The sequence below is a fragment of the Helcobacillus sp. ACRRO genome (assembly GCF_022347125.1).
Lineage (GTDB): Bacteria > Actinomycetota > Actinomycetes > Actinomycetales > Dermabacteraceae > Helcobacillus > Helcobacillus massiliensis.
Genome location: NZ_JAKRNG010000014.1, coordinates 1 through 14,607, shown reverse-complemented (window position 1 = coordinate 14,607; position 14,607 = coordinate 1). Strand labels below are relative to the sequence as shown.

12 protein-coding genes and 1 tRNA gene are annotated in these 14,607 nt (G+C 70.0%); 3 read left to right on the top strand and 10 right to left on the bottom strand.

The genetic code is table 11. The annotated features are described in order from the left end of the window. Positions 1-91 precede the first annotated feature (91 nt). Genes mnhG through MHY20_RS06470 form a run of 6 tightly spaced genes read right to left on the bottom strand, consistent with a single transcriptional unit; the run spans position 92 to position 6,531 of the window. Positions 92-649, bottom strand: a complete 558-nt coding sequence (mnhG, locus tag MHY20_RS06495) for a monovalent cation/H(+) antiporter subunit G (RefSeq protein ID WP_239375723.1) — start codon at positions 647-649, stop codon at positions 92-94. Next, positions 646-948 (bottom strand): monovalent cation/H+ antiporter complex subunit F, encoded by a 303-nt coding sequence (locus tag MHY20_RS06490; RefSeq protein ID WP_239375721.1) that lies wholly within the window; start codon positions 946-948, stop codon positions 646-648. The genes mnhG and MHY20_RS06490 overlap by 4 nt, the downstream gene beginning before the upstream one ends. Next, complete coding sequence (locus tag MHY20_RS06485; protein WP_239375719.1) at positions 941-1,510, bottom strand: Na+/H+ antiporter subunit E; 570 nt, start codon at positions 1,508-1,510, stop codon at positions 941-943. Before MHY20_RS06485 ends, MHY20_RS06490 begins: the two co-directional genes overlap by 8 nt. After that, entirely contained in the window at positions 1,507-3,069 is a 1,563-nt protein-coding gene (locus tag MHY20_RS06480) for a Na+/H+ antiporter subunit D (RefSeq protein WP_239375717.1), read from the bottom strand. Before MHY20_RS06480 ends, MHY20_RS06485 begins: the two co-directional genes overlap by 4 nt. Next, positions 3,069-3,662: a Na(+)/H(+) antiporter subunit C gene (locus tag MHY20_RS06475; protein WP_183376286.1), complete on the bottom strand. Its 594-nt coding sequence runs from the start codon at positions 3,660-3,662 to the stop codon at positions 3,069-3,071. Before MHY20_RS06475 ends, MHY20_RS06480 begins: the two co-directional genes overlap by 1 nt. Then, positions 3,652-6,531: a Na+/H+ antiporter subunit A gene (locus MHY20_RS06470; RefSeq protein WP_239375715.1), complete on the bottom strand. Its 2,880-nt coding sequence runs from the start codon at positions 6,529-6,531 to the stop codon at positions 3,652-3,654. Before MHY20_RS06470 ends, MHY20_RS06475 begins: the two co-directional genes overlap by 11 nt. Positions 6,532-6,603: 72 nt before the next feature. On the opposite strand from MHY20_RS06470, the gene MHY20_RS06465 reads away from it, so the two are divergent. Next, positions 6,604-7,977 (top strand): MFS transporter, encoded by a 1,374-nt coding sequence (locus tag MHY20_RS06465; RefSeq protein ID WP_239375713.1) that lies wholly within the window; start codon positions 6,604-6,606, stop codon positions 7,975-7,977. Between the two features lie 21 nt (positions 7,978-7,998). On the opposite strand, the gene MHY20_RS06460 is transcribed toward MHY20_RS06465, so the two are convergent. Next, positions 7,999-8,694, bottom strand: coding sequence for a hypothetical protein (locus tag MHY20_RS06460; protein ID WP_239375711.1), 696 nt, complete (start codon positions 8,692-8,694; stop codon positions 7,999-8,001). Beyond that, positions 8,691-9,281, bottom strand: coding sequence for a dCTP deaminase (gene dcd, locus MHY20_RS06455; protein WP_239375710.1), 591 nt, complete (start codon positions 9,279-9,281; stop codon positions 8,691-8,693). Before dcd ends, MHY20_RS06460 begins: the two co-directional genes overlap by 4 nt. Positions 9,282-9,365: 84 nt before the next feature. Here dcd and MHY20_RS06450 point away from each other — a divergent pair. Next, a tRNA-Gly gene (locus tag MHY20_RS06450) sits at positions 9,366-9,439 on the top strand. 55 nt (positions 9,440-9,494) lie between these two features. Here the strand turns inward: MHY20_RS06450 and MHY20_RS06445 are convergent. After that, positions 9,495-10,760 (bottom strand): DUF1524 domain-containing protein, encoded by a 1,266-nt coding sequence (locus MHY20_RS06445; protein ID WP_239375709.1) that lies wholly within the window; start codon positions 10,758-10,760, stop codon positions 9,495-9,497. A 110-nt stretch (positions 10,761-10,870) separates the two neighbouring features. Here MHY20_RS06445 and MHY20_RS06440 point away from each other — a divergent pair, with 110 nt between their 5' ends. Beyond that, positions 10,871-13,312 (top strand): excinuclease ABC subunit UvrA, encoded by a 2,442-nt coding sequence (locus tag MHY20_RS06440; protein ID WP_239375708.1) that lies wholly within the window; start codon positions 10,871-10,873, stop codon positions 13,310-13,312. A gap of 70 nt (positions 13,313-13,382) precedes the next feature. Here MHY20_RS06440 and MHY20_RS06435 read toward each other — a convergent pair. Next, a partial coding sequence (locus MHY20_RS06435) for a hypothetical protein (protein ID WP_239375707.1) occupies positions 13,383-14,607 on the bottom strand: 1,225 nt, incomplete at its 5' end.

Here is a 14,607-nt window from a genome sequence, read left to right as displayed (position 1 = left end):
TGCGGCGAATCATCCACCTCACGGGCCGTCCTGAGGTGGATGATTCACCTGAAGTTCGCGGAAGCGAGGGGTGCCGGTTCCGGGCGCCGGTTCAGGCGGGGCGGTTCGGCGCGTCGCGGTCGGTCCGGTCGTCCTCGGGACCGAGATCCACGCGGCCGTCCGTGCCGGAGTCTGCAGCCCAGCTCTTCAGCTCCGCCAGGTCCATGCCCGAGGTGTGGATGAACCGGTTGTCCGGCAGCGACTCCGCGCTCGCCGGATCGGCATCCCCCGGCCCCGCGTACTCGTCGATGAACCCGTCGTCGTCATCATCGGGCTCCCCACCCATCGCCAGGCGGGGCGACAGCTCATCGACCGCATACTCACCGTCGTGGATGAAGCCGCGGCGGAACGCGGCCCGGCCCACCATCGCACTGGACGCCGGCACGGTCACCATCTGGGCAAGGCCCACCATCGCCAGCAGGGCCGCCACGCTGACGGAGCCCACATCGATTGCGACGCCCACGAGGAACAGGATCATCCCCACCGTCTGGGGCTTCGACGCCGCATGCATCCGCGTGAGGACATCCGGGAAGCGCAGCAGTCCGATGGTGGAGATGCCGGCGATGATCGCGCCGGCGAGCACAAGAGCACTGGAGAGGAACGCCGTCACAGCTGCTTCACCCCGTCACTCTTGTCCTTCGCCTGCGACGTCTCCTCACGGGACACGAAACGGGCAAACGCCATCGTGCCGATGAAGCCGAGCGCAGTGATCGCGAACATCCCGACAATGGCGAAGGTGGAATGCGTGGCCGCTGTGAACAGCGCCAGTGCGAGCAGCACGAACACCATCAGCATGTCCGCCCCCACCGACCGGTCGAGGATCGTGGGGCCCGCCACCATCCGGTAGATCACCGGGATCGTGGACAGGGACAGGATGATGCCCGCCACCAGAATCACCCAGTCAGGCATCGCGCCCTCCCTTCCGGACGCTGAAGCCGGCCCCTTCGAGGACCTCGCGCCGGGCGAATGCCCGCAGGGCCCGCTCCTCCTGGTCGAGGATGGACTGGCGGAACTCCTCCACCTCCTCGGGGGTGGTGACGTCGAAGGCGTGGAGGAACACCGTTCCGCTGGAGCGCTGCGCCTCCACCACCACGGAACCCGGGATGAGGGTGGCGAGCATCGCGGTGAAGGTGAGGAACAGGTCCGATCTGGACCGCAGCTGCACCCCCACCACCGAGCAGTCGGGGACCGGCCGCGGCCGGATCGCCGCCCAGGCCACCTCCAGGCCGGAGCGGAACATGTCGAAGAAGAACCGGGCGAGGAACACCACCGCCGCCACCGGTCGCACAGTCAGCTCGCGACCGATCGCCGGCATCGGGAAGATCAGCTCCAGCAGGAGGACGACAGCGACCCCTCCCACTACGTTCAGAAGCGTCGGCCCGCCCCACAGACCGCACCACACGATCAGTGCGACCGCTATGCCGATCACATGCTCGGGAAGGCCGCGCAGGCGCCTGCTGAGCTCGCTCATCGCTGCACCACCCGCTGCCCGTCCTCACCGAGCCGGTACACGATGCGGTCCACGCCCTCATCGCCCAGCACCGCTCTCACATACGGGGCGCGCGCCTGCAGCGACTTCGCCGCCTCCTCGGCGTAGCCCATCAGCGGACCCGCCACCACCGTCAGCGCGATGGTCACGGCCACCAGGGCGGCGGTCGCGGCGTACGGTGCCTCGGGGATGTCCGGGTTCTGCTTCAGCACCTCGGGCGGCGCCGACTGCCAGAACGCGCGGTTCCACACCTTCGCAATGGCGTACAGTGTCAGCAGGCTGGCGATCACGGACACCGCCACGAGGGTCCAGGACAGCCAGGTGTCCGACTGGATGCCGGCGCGGATCAGCCCCACCTTCCCGATGAAGCCGGAGAACGGCGGGATGCCGGCGAGGTTCATCGCCGGGATGAAGAACAGGATCGCGATCACCGGGGACAGTTTCGCCAGCCCGCCCAGCTTCGCCAGATTCGTGGACCCGCCCCTGTACTCCACGAGCCCGGCGGCGAGGAACAGGGTGGACTGCACGGTGATGTGGTGCGCCACGTAGAACACGGTCGCGGTCATCCCCAACTGGGTGGACACTCCGATGCCGAACAGCATGTACCCCATGTGGCTGACCAGGGTGAAGGACAGCACGCGCTTCAGGTCCGTCTGGGCGATCGCACCGAAGATGCCGATGATCAGTGACAGACCGGCCGCCACCAGCAGCAGGGTGGAGATCTCCGAGAACGGGAACAGGAGGGTCTCCAGGCGGATGATCGCGTAGATGCCCACCTTGGTGAGCAGACCCGCGAACACGGCGGTGACGGGAGCGGGTGCGGTGGGGTACGAGTCGGGCAGCCAGGCCGACAGCGGGAAGATCGCCGCCTTCACACCGAACGCCACGAGCAGCACGAACTCGATCATCAGCCGCGTGCTCTCACTGATGTGGTCCATGCGCACAGCGATCTCAGCGAAGTTCACGGTGCCCACGGCCATGTAGACGGCGGCGAGCCCCACCAGGAAGATCATGGAGGACAGCATCGACACGATGACGTACACCGTGGCGGCTCGGACTCGTTCCTTCGAGCCGCCGAGGGTGAGCAGCACGAACGATGCCGACAGCAGCACTTCGAACCCGACGTACAGGTTGAACAGGTCGCCCGCCACGAACGCGATCGACACTCCCGCCACCAGCACCAGGTAGGACGGGTGGAAGATCGCCACGGGTGTCCGCTCGGCGCGCCCCGCGTTCGACTGCGCACTGGAGTAGACGAGGACCGCGAGCGTCACGATGGAGGACACCAGCAGCATCAGCGCTGATAGGCGGTCGACGACCAGCACGATCCCGAGCTGCGGGGTCCAGCGGCCGATCTGGAGGACCATCACGTCACCGGTGTGGGCGTAGAACACCAGCATGGCCGCGACCGCGAGGATCGCGACCAGAGTGGAGATGGTGACCCACAGCTGCAGGCGGTGGCGTCGGCGGGTCAGCAGGGCCACGGCCGCGCCCAGCAGCGGCAGCATGACCGGCAGGGCGATGAGGGTTGCCGGATCCATCAGCACTCCCCTCCCGTCGGCCGACTGCCTCGCTGGCCCTTCGGCGGGATGATCACGGTGCGCACGGTCTCCTCATCAGCCTCCGTCTCCGGGCCTTCGACGTGGTCGTCGGAGGTGAGGTCGTCGGAGATCTCGTCATGGTCGTCGTCGGGGAAGTCGGCCTCGGCGCCGACGAGGTCCACGAGGGCCCGCTGGGGGCCTGTCGGCGTCCCGGTCGCCTTCGAGGAGCGGCGCCGACGGGTGCGCGCCCGGACCCGTCGGTCCTCGACGTCGTCGGGGACCTCGTCGTGGCCGAACAGCTGCCAGGCGCGGTGCGCCAGCGCCATCCCGAACGCGGACAGCGCCATCGAGATGACGATCGCGGTCAGCACCATCGCCATCGGCAGCGGGTCGCTCATCTCCTCCACCGGCGCCGCCCCCTGGAACGGGGGCCTGCCGGGCACACCGATCGCCATCAGGAACAGCAGGTTGATGCCGTTGGACAGCAGCACGAACCCCATGATGATGCGGGTCAGGGTGCGCTCCAGCACCAGGTACACACCGCAGGCGATGAGCACACCGGAGACGATGACGAGTGTGAGGCTAATGGGCACTGAGCTCAGCCTCCTGCTGTCGATCGATCTGCTCACCGAGGGTGCGCAGGAAGTCCAGCACCATGCCGAACACCACGAGGTACACGCCGATGTCGAACACGAGGGCGCTGGCGAGCTCCACCTCGCCGATCACCGGCACAACGGGGTGCAGGACCACGGAGTCGAAGATGCCGCCGCCCCACAGCAGGGGCGCGGCGCCGGAGAGCACAGCGATCGCCATGCCGGCGCCGAGCACATGCCCAGCCTGCACCGGCATCGCCTCCGCCAATTCGAACCGGCCGCCGGCGAGGTAGCGCAGTGTGACGGCGAGACCGGCCACAAGACCGCCGGCGAAGCCGCCGCCGGGGTGGTTGTGGCCCGCCATCAGCAGGTACACCGACAGCACCATCAGCAGCGGGAACACCACGCGGGTGATCACTTCGATCATCACGAGGCGGCGCTCCGGGGCGAGGGTCTTCGAGGCGTGCAGCCAGGTGTGCCAGCGGTTGCCGTCGGCCTCCTCCGGGGTGGCGTCGAAGTGGGTGATGTTGTCCGGCAGGTCCGCGTCCTGGCTGCGGCGCCACACCGGCACGGTCTGGTTCACATCCCGCACGCGGATCACATGGTTCTCGCTCTTGGTGACGAACAGCAGGGACGCCACCCCGGAGGCCACCACGAGCAGCACCGCGATCTCGCCCATGGTGTCCCACACGCGGGCATCCACGAGCGTCACGTTCACTGTGTTGTGGCCGCCGCCGATCTCGTAGCCCGCGTCGATGAGGTCGGGTCCCGTCGGATCGGCGCTGCGCGCGGACGCCGCGTACACGGCGAGGAGGCACACCACGATCGCGGTGCCGATCGCGAAGATCCACCGGGACCACTGGTCCCGCTTGAGGGGCCGGATGGAGAAGTGGGTGGGCAGGCGGCGCAGCACGAGCACGAACACCACCGTCACCACGGTCTCCACCAGAAGCTGCGTGGCCGCAACATCGGGGGCGCCCGCCACCATGAACAGCAGCGCCACGGCGTAGCCGCTGCCGGTCAGCAGCAGCGCGGCACGCAGGCGCCGGCGACTCCTCGCCGCGCCGATGCCGGCGCCGATGGCGAGCACCGCGATCGCTGCTTCGCTCCAGTGGTGGAACGCCACAACGTTCTGCGGCCAGAAGCCGCGGGTCAGGATCAGCACACCAGCCAGCATGATCATCACACCGAGGATCGTGCCGACCGTCAGCGGCAGGGAGCCCCTCTGGTACTGGGCGGTGGTCTTCACCGACACAAGGTCGATGCCGCGCATGAATGAACGGAAGCCGCGTTCGGCGTCCACATACTTCCCCCACGGCCGCTCCAGCGGGGAGACGCGCTTCTGGAGCGCCTCGAACCCGTCGGCCCACAGCGCGAGGAGGACACCGCCGACGATGGCGATGCCGCTGGCCAGCAGCGGGAGACCGAGCACGGGGACGACGTGCAGGTCGAACGGGCCGGTGACGATCGCGTGCAGCACAGTGTTCAGAGCTCCCACCAGCGGGATCAGAGCAGCAGAGACTGCCACGAGCAGCGCCGCGGGGGCCCAGAACAGAACGGGGACGGGCCGCTCCAGGATGCCTCCCTCACCGGGGAACACCCCGGCGATGAACCGCCACGAATAGGCGACGGTGAGCACGGAACCGGCGGTGACGCCGACCAGAACCGGCAGGCCCCAGCCGCCCATTTCGTGCATCGCGGTGAACACCGCTTCCTTCGCCATGAACCCATACAGCGGCGGGATCGCCGCCATCGACGCGGCAGCGAGGATCGCGATGATGCCGAGGGCGGGGGCGTCCTTCCACACGCCGTGCAGGCGCCGCAGGTCACGCGTGCCGTACGACTTGTCGATCGCACCGACCACCATGAACAGGGGCGCTTTGAACAGGGCGTGCCCGATCACGAGCGCCACCGCCGCGAACACGGCCTGATCGGTGGCGAGGGCAGCGATCGCGGCCATGAAGCCGAGCTGCGACACGGTGCCGTAGGCGAGGAGCAGTTTGATGTCGAACTGGCGCAGGGCCCGCCAGCCGCCGAGGACCATCGTGGCCACACCGAGAACAGCCGCCGCGATCCGCAGCGAATCGTAGAGCTCCAGTGACGGCGCCATCCGCAGCAGCAGGTAGATGCCGGCCTTCACCATCGCAGCGGCATGCAGGTACGCGGACACCGGGGTGGGGGCGGCCATCGCGCCCGGCAGCCAGAAATGCCCGGGCACGAGCGCGCTCTTGGTGGCGCAGCCGACCAGCACCAGCACGAGGGCCACCACGCCGACGGATTCCGGGCGTTGAAGCACGTCCGAGAGCAGCATGGAGTCCGCGTCGTGTGCGATGATCAGCAACCCCACCATCATCGCCAGGCCGCCGATGGTGGTGGAGATCAGTGCGTTCATGGCGGCGCGACGCGACGCCTGCTTCGTCAGGTAGTGCCCGATCAGCAGGTACGAGAAGATCGTGGTGAGCTCCCAGAAGATGAACAGGAGCATCATGTCGTCGGCGATGACGAGACCCGCCATAGCACCGGCGAACGCCAGCAGGACGCCGGCGAAGCGGCCCAGCCCGGGCTCGGAGTCACTGAAGTAGCGGGCGCAGTAGGCGAAGATCAGGGCGCCGATGCCGGAGACGATCAGCAGGAACACCCAGGAAAGAGCATCGAGCCGCAGCGTGAGCGTCATGCCCAACTGCGGGATCCACGGGTGCGCCTCCACCACGGGGGAGCCGGCGATCACCTGCGGACCCAGCACCGCGACGTACACGGCGGTGGCGGCCGGCACCAGGGCGAGCAGGTAGAAGGCTCCGCGTCCCAGGCGGCGCACGAGAGCCGGCGCGAGCGCCGCCGCGGCGAAGTGGACGGCGAGAGCTGTGAACACGGCGTTCTCCGTCCTGGCCGGGGAAGGGTGGAATGGGCCCAGTCTAACGACCGCGCCGCCTATTCTGGAATCATGACCGCAGTTCAGGAGGGCCCACTCACGCCCCGCCGTTCCGCCCTCGCCGCGCAGATCCGGGCGTTCGGCCTATGGGACTGGGGAATCTCCGCCTTCTCGTCGGTCATCCTCACCTTCGTGTTCGCGGCGTACATCACCACCGGGGTCGCCACCGCCGGCATCGAGGACCCCGCCGCGGCGCAGGCCGCCACGGACCGCGCCTCCGCGCTGCTGTCCAGCACCCAGATGTGGGCCGCGGTCGCGGTCGCACTGCTCGCCCCTCTGCTCGGATCCCTCGCCGACACCGGTGGCCACCGCAACACCCTGCTGCGCATCACCACCCTCGCCACCGGGGTGCTGGTGGCGCTGATGGTGACGGTCGCGATGGACCCCGCCTTCGTGCTGTGGGGCTGCGTCCTCATCGCCGCCGCCGTGGTCACCTCGGAGCTGGCGCTGGTGTTCGTCAACTCGGTGCTGCCGCAGATCTCCACGGAGCAGAACCGGGGGCGCATCTCCGGCACCGCGTGGGCGCTCGGCTACTGGGGCTCCATCCTCTGCATGGTGCTGGTGCTGTTCGTGATGCCCGGCACCGGTCTGCTCGGCATCACCTCTGAGCGCGGCTGGAACCTGCGCGCCATCGCCCTGTTCACGGCCCTGTGGATCATCGTGTTCACCCTTCCGATCATGCGGTGGGTGCCGCCGTCACCGCGGGACCCGTCGGCCCCGCGCTGGACCCCGTGGGACGGCTACCGGCAGATCGGGCGCCGGCTCGTGCGAACGTGGCGCGACGAACCGCAGATGCTGCACTTCCTGGTGGCGTCAGCGGTGTACCGCGACGGGCTCGGCGCCGTGTTCACCCTCGCCGGTGTGATCGCCGCGGGAGCCTACGGCTTCTCCACCGTCATGATCATCGTGTTCGGCATCGCCGCAAACCTCATCGCCGGTGTGGGTGTCTTCATCGGTGGGCGTGTTGAGGACCGGGTGGGTCCGCGCGCCGTCATCGTCGCGTCCCTGGTGGCGGTGATCGTGCTGGGCTGCGTGATCCTCGTAGCCGGCACAGCAGCCGCGTTCTGGGCGGCGGGTCTTGCCCTGTGCTTCTTCGTGGGGCCGATCAACGCCTCCAGCCGCACCCTGCTGACGCGCCTGAGCGACCCGGACCGCTACACCGAGAACTTCGGCCTGTACGCCACCTCGGGGCGCGCGTTCGGATTCCTCGGCACCGGCGCGTTCACCCTCGCGGTGACGCACCTGGGCGGGGTCACGATGGGCATCCTCGGGATCGTGGCGGTGCTGCTGCTGGGCCTGGTGCTGTTCCTGCCGGTCAGGCTCGGTGCCGCGGGGCGGGCACCCGTCGGCCCCTCCCCCGCCGAGGAGCGGGAGGCCGACGGGTGATGCCCGCGCGGTGAGGCGTCGTCAGTGGATGTCGTCGGGGTTCACGAGGAAGCCGTCGCCGTCCACGATGAATCCGCCGACCTTCTCGTGCAGCTGCTTGGCCACCGCCGCGCACGCGAGGTAGGCCTCGCGCTCCATCCGCCGGCGGGCCGCGTCATCGAGCCCCTGGCCCTCTTCGCGGTCGGGCCGCTGCGTGAGGGACACGTAGTAGCGGACCGCGCCCTCCTTCACCCAGTCCACGTGCGCCACCGTCATCACTTCGCCTTCGAAGAGGGGCCGGACCCGCACGATGACATCGGCGAAGGGGAACACGGCGGCGGAGATCTGGTGGGCGGCTCCGTTCGCGTGGGGGCCCTCATCGAGCACGGCTTCGCGGATGAGGCCCTTCACCACAGCGAGGGTGTCGTCCTCCTCCAGTGCGTACGGGGAGATGACGTCGAGGGCGGGAACGTCGAAGCGGCTCGGCTCGATCTCGTGGCCGCCCTCCAGCTCCGCCTTCCCGCCGATGCGGCGGGCGATCGCGACGATCAGATCCTCCATCCCCTCCGCGTCACCGGGCTCGAGGGTGAGTTCGCGCTCCCCCGCGGAGGTCAAGGATGCGCCCTGACCGATCTCGATGGTGTCGAGGCTGTGGGTCGCTTCGGGGTAGCGGGAGCGCACAAGGGAGTGAACGGCGTCGAGGTCGATCGGGTCGTCGGCCAGCAGGCGGTGGCTCATGCGGTCTCCTTGGGGATGTGGGTGCGGTGGAAGTTCAGGTAGGAGCGGGACGCGGTCGGTCCGCGCTGCCCCTTGTAGCGGTTGAGGTTGCCGGCGCTACCGTACGGCTTGTCAGCGGCGGAGGACAGCCGGAAGAAGCACAGCTGCCCGATCTTCATTCCGGGCCACAGCGCCACCGGCAGGGTCGCCATATTGGACAGTTCGAGGGTGATGTGGCCGTCGAACCCGGGGTCGATGAACCCGGCGGTGGAGTGGGTGAGCAGGCCGAGGCGGCCGAGGCTGGATTTGCCTTCGAGACGGGCAGCGATGTCGTCGGGCAGTTCCACGGTCTCGTAGGTGGAGGCGAGGACGAACTCCCCGGGATGCAGCATGTACGGCTGGTCCGGGTCCACCTCCACGAGGCGCGTCATCTCATCCTGCTGCTCGGCAGGGTCGATCATGGCGTACTTGTGGTTGTCGAACAGCCGGAAGAACCGGTCGATGCGCACATCGACGGACGCCGGCTGGATGAACTGGTCATCGAACGGGGTCAGGCGGATGCGGCCCTGCTCGATCTCACTGCGAATATCGCGATCCGAAAGCAACACGCCCCCAGACTACCCGGCCCGGCCGTGATTGCGGCCCCCTCGTTTTGGCCGACGGGGCGTGCCGGGGCTAAGCTGACGGGGTACGCGGGTGTAGTTCAATGGTAGAACTTCAGCTTCCCAAGCTGACAGCGCGGGTTCGATTCCCGTCACCCGCTCCACGGAACCCCAGGTCCCAGCCCCGGCTGGCCTGGGGTTCACTCGTTGCCGCGGGTATCAGCGCGGGCGCTTCTCGCAGGCGACGCCGTCGCCGTCGCCGTCATGCTTCGACTCGTAGCCGGGGTCGCCGCGGCGCAGGGGCGCGGCGCCCGCATCCCATGCCTCCCGGCAGTTCTTGAACCGCACCGAGCCGCCGCTCGGCTCCCGCCCGGAGCCGGGCTTCTTCTGGGAGTCGCCGACGACGCCCTGCTTCTGCTCCTTCTTCGGAGCGGCCGGCTTCGGCGACGAAGCGGGCTGCTTCTTCTTCGGTTCGCTGGTCGTCGAATCGCTGCCGCTGACAGGCTTCGGGCGCTCCCCTTCGCCGATCACGTCCCCCTCACCGCGGCCCGGCCACGCCAGGGACGCGCTGGAGTAGGTCTTCTGGTCGGGGCAGGAGGTGAGGATGCGCTCCATCGCGTCGCGCTCCGGCGGGGTCACCCACAGACCGTACTTCTTCTTCACGGAGATCTGCCGCGCCACGTATTCGCAGCGGAACGCCGTGTTCGGCGGCAGCCAGGTCGCGGCGTCAGCAGAGCCCTTCTGCCGGTTGAGGGATGCATCCACCGCGATCAGGTTGAGGGGGTCGTTCGCGAGCTCCACACGCTTCGCACTACCGAAGCGGAACGCACCGGTGACGTGCGCGTTCTGCAGGGCCACGATGTGGTCGATGTCCGCGTCGGAGGGTTCGTCGAAGGTGATGACCTTCCCGGAGTACAGGTCGGTGAACTGCCCGGCCGCTACCACGCAGCCCCTGGTGCCGCGTTTGAGGATCACGGCCTGGAGGTCGCGACGCAGCACGTCGTTGCGGGTGTCGCAGCCGTTGTGGTCGGTGTCCTGGCGCCACTGATAGTCGTGCCGGTCATACCCGGTTTCGGGTGCGCGGCCCTTCACCTCGAGGGTGCGCAGGGTCGCGAGCGCGGTCCCGTCAGCCGGGGCGGGGGTGCCCTTCTGAGCGGGGGCGGCCGACGGGGTCTGCGCGGTGGACGGCTTCGCCGCCGGGGTTGGGGCCGCGCTCGAGGCGGCGGGAGTGGTCGGCTGCGCGGTCGCGGTGGCCGACGGCGTCGGGGAGGCCGACGGGGGCGCGGACGCAGGCGTCGCCGTGCTGGGCTCGCCGGTGGGGGCTTCGCTCAGTTCTATGCCGGGGCGGGTCTGCTCAGGGCTCGCGGTGGTGTCGCCGGCGATCACGCCGATCGCCACCAGCAAGCCGATGAGGAGGACCATCAGCGCAGTGCAGCAGCCGGTGCCGCAGCCGATGAGGCGGCGGGTTTCAGGGGGAAGAGACACGAACCGTCCGATCATTGAAGCAGCAGTGAGGAACCAGCGTACTGCGCTGTGCGGCGCGGATCGGACTGCCGCGCCGCAGTGGTCTCACGGACCGTTGCTACCGTGAGCGCATGTCCGATCTCGTCCGCGTCCGCGACGCCCACCTGCACAATCTCCGCCACGTGAACGTCGACTTCCCCCGCGGGAAGGTCGTGGCGTTCACCGGGGTCTCCGGCTCCGGCAAGTCCTCGCTCGCGTTCGGCACGGTCCACGGCGAGTCGCAGCGCCGCTACCTGGAGTCCGTGGCGCCGTTCGCGCGCCGCCTCATCGGCTCAGCGGTGGACCCGCAGGTGGAGCACATCGACGGCATCCCACCCACGGTCGCCCTCGAGCAGCGCACCGCCGCCGGGGGCGCCCGCTCCACAGTCGGCACCCTGACGAACCTCTCGAACTCGATCCGGCTGCTGTTCTCCCGCGTGGGCACCCATCCGGACGGGCTCCAGCTCTACTCCGACTCCTTCTCCCCCAACACCGCCGAGGGGCAGTGCCCCCGCTGCCACGGCGCCGGCTACCTCATGGAGCCCACGGAGTCCTCCATGGTCCCGGACCCGACCCTGTCCATCATGGACGGCGCGATCGCATCCTGGCCCGGCGCCTGGCAGGGCAAGAACTTCCGCGACATCCTCGCCGTCCTCGGCGTGGACGTCCACGCCCCCTGGCAGGACCTCCCGCAGGACACCCGCGACTGGGTCCTGTTCACCGATGAGACCCCCGTGGTGACGGTGACCCCGGAGCGCTCCCCCTCGCAGACGCAGCGCACCTACCAGGGCCAGTGGATGAGCGCCGCCGACCACCTGAAGAAGTCCGCCGCGAACTCGAAGTCCGAGCACACCCGCGCCCGCGCCCTCAAGCACATGAACCGCAGCACCTGCCCCGACTGCCGCGGCCACCGCCTCACCCCCGAAGCGCTCCGCTTCCGGTACCTCGACCGCTCCATCGTCGACATGACCGCTATGCCGCTGGAGGACCTGCGCGCCCTCCTCACGGACCGCGCCGAGCGCGCCGGTGACCCCACCACCCCGCAGGAGGAGGCGGAGCGGATCCTGCTGCCCACCGTCCTGCCGGTGCTGGACGCCGTCACCGGCCTCGGCCTCGGACACCTCAGCATGGACCGGCAGGCCCGCACCCTCTCCACCGGCGAGCTGCAGCGCCTGCGCCTGGCCGCCCTGCTGCGCTCCGGCCTGTTCGGCGTCGCCTACGTGCTGGATGAGCCGTCAGCAGGCCTGCACCCCAGTGAGAAGGGGATCCTGCAGGACCTGTTCACCGACTTCATCGAGCAGGGGAACTCCGTGCTCATCGTGGAGCACGACATGTCCCTCGTTGCGCAGGCGGACTGGATCGTCGATGTGGGGCCCCGCGCCGGTGAAGGCGGCGGCGAGGTCCTGTTCTCCGGCCCGACGGATGAGCTGGAGTCCGTCGGCGCATCCCAGACCGCGCGTTACCTCGGGGCCGAGAAGCCCCAGCCGACCGGACCCGGCGACGCCCGGGCCGCGGCGGGCGAACTCGTCATCACCGGCGCGAGTGCCCGCACCCTCCAGAACGTGACCGTCCGCGTCCCCTTGGGCACGCTGACGGCGATCACCGGCCGCTCCGGCGCCGGCAAGACCACCCTGCTGACGGAGGTGATCGGGCGGGCCCTCAGCGAAAACGTCCGCACCACCGTCAACGACGACGACCCCGCCGACCCCGCTGATGCCGCGGACCCCGTCGGCCCCGACACGGACGACTCCGCCCCGGTGCTCGGCGGCGTCACCGGCGCGGACCGGGTGAACCGGCTCGTGCACATCACGCAGAAGCCGATCGGCCGCACGCCACGGTCCTGCCTCGCCACCTACACCGGCCTGTTCGACCGGGTGCGGCAGCTGTTCGCCGGAACCGAGGAGGCGAAGCGACGCGGCTGGGGCGTGGGCCGCTTCTCCTACAACTCCCCCGAGGGCCGCTGCCCCGACTGCTCCGGAGTCGGCCAGATCGAAGTGGAGCTGATCTTCCTGCCGGGCAGCTTCACCACCTGCCCCACCTGCCACGGGCAGCGCTACGCCCCCGACACCCTCGACGTGCAGTGGAACGGCCTCACCATCGCCGATGTCCTCGCCCTCACCGTGGATGACGCGGTGGAGGTGTTCGCCGAGGACCAGCGGGTGGCGCGGGCGCTGCGGGCCCTGCAGGCGATCGGGCTGGGGTACTTGCGGCTCGGGCAGAGCGCCACGGAGCTGTCCGGCGGCGAGGCGCAGAGGATCAAACTGGCCACGGAGCTGCAGCGCACGGCGCGCGGCCGCACCGTCTACCTGATGGATGAGCCGACCACGGGCCTGCACCCGGCGGATGTGGACCTGCTGGTGGCGGAGCTGAACCGCCTGGTCGACGCGGGCGCCACCGTGATCGTGGTGGAGCACGACATGCGGGTGGTCGCCGGCTGCGACCACGTGATCGACCTCGACGCGGGCAGGATCGTCGCCGAGGGCACTCCCGCTGTCGTGGCGGCCTCGGGAACTGCGACCGGCGACTGCCTCTGACTCGCGCTGCCCCAGCCGGGGCGCTCCCGCGCAGCGCGCCGGGCCTCAGCGGCGGGGCGGGCCGACGGGGTCAGTCGTCCCGCAGGTCCGGTTCCTTCACGCCGCGCACCTGCGCCCACATGCCGACGATCACCAGCACACCGCACACCGCGATCAGCAGGCGCAGGATCGGGCTGGACCCATCGGACCCCACCTGGGCGACGAACGGCGCCAGCACCGCGGCGAGGATCGCCGCCGCGGCGACGCCCGCAGCGGTCGCCTGCGCGATCAGCGCCGTGACGCGGGCGGATGCTGCATCCACGGTGACAGCGGAATGGCCCCAGGAGCCGCGGCCGCCGAAGCGGTCCGCGTGGTACTCGGCGAGCGCCGCCACCGCGGTGCGCTCCCGCACCGCCGCCACCACGGTGAGGGTCGCGGCCGCGGCCGCGAGGACCGCGACGTAGGACTGCAGGGCGGCGCCGCCGATGCCGAACGCCGCCACGCTGATGCCCGCGGGAGCGAGCAGCACCGGCACGAGCGCGAGCGTGCGGCCGCGGACCGCGCGGGACTCCAGCGGCGCGTCAGCGCCCGAGTCAGCGGCGTCGCGGGCATCGAGAACGGAGTCCGCGGTGGTGCGGCGCAGCGCCTCCGCGAGCAGCCCGGCGAGGATCGCGGCGCTGACCAGGCCCAGGAGGCCACCGGCGAGGATCGTCGGTGAGGAGAGGGCGTCGCTGCGCAGGGCGCGGTCCTCCCACAGCACCGGCAGGCGCTTCGTGCCGCCCAGAACGTTCGAGATCGGCACCAGCAGACCGATCAGCGCACCACCGAGGACGGCCCCCGTCAGCACCCGTGAGCGCGCCTCGCCGAGAGCGGACAGCACCACAGCGGCGGCGAGCGCCGCGGCGAGGGTGAGCATGAGCGCGAACTCCCGGTTGCCGGTGGTGAGCACCAGCAGACCGGTGCCGGCGGCGGCGAGGACCGCGCCGCTCACCGTGACGACGAGGGCGGTGGTGCCGAACCCTGCGAGCTGCGCGCCGATGTGGCCGGTGCGGCCGGTGCGGGCCTGCCGCTGCACCAGCTCTCCCGCGGTGATGCGGTGGCTGAGGACGGCGATGGCGAGAGCGGAGAGCGCGCCGATGCCGAGGGCGATGCCGATGAGGGCCGACGGGTTCTGCCCGTGCAGCACGATCTCGTCGGCGACGCGCTGCACCGCCGGGGAATCATCGAGGCCCTCCTGGAACTGGTGGAAGTTCCGCGCCATCTCCTCCATCTGCGGCTCCAGCACATCCCGGTTCAGCGGGGCGGGCGGGGACCCG

Bases quoted from the DNA above. Each gene is read 5' to 3' on its own strand.
- MHY20_RS06490 (WP_239375721.1), bottom strand. From the start codon at position 948: ATGCCTGACTGGGTGATTCTGGTGGCGGGCATCATCCTGTCCCTGTCC.
- MHY20_RS06485 (WP_239375719.1), bottom strand. From the start codon at position 1,510: ATGAGCGAGCTCAGCAGGCGCCTGCGCGGCCTTCCCGAGCATGTGATC.
- MHY20_RS06480 (WP_239375717.1), bottom strand. From the start codon at position 3,069: ATGGATCCGGCAACCCTCATCGCCCTGCCGGTCATGCTGCCGCTGCTG.
- MHY20_RS06465 (WP_239375713.1), top strand. From the start codon at position 6,604: ATGACCGCAGTTCAGGAGGGCCCACTCACGCCCCGCCGTTCCGCCCTC.
- MHY20_RS06460 (WP_239375711.1), bottom strand. From the start codon at position 8,694: ATGAGCCACCGCCTGCTGGCCGACGACCCGATCGACCTCGACGCCGTT.
- MHY20_RS06440 (WP_239375708.1), top strand. From the start codon at position 10,871: ATGTCCGATCTCGTCCGCGTCCGCGACGCCCACCTGCACAATCTCCGC.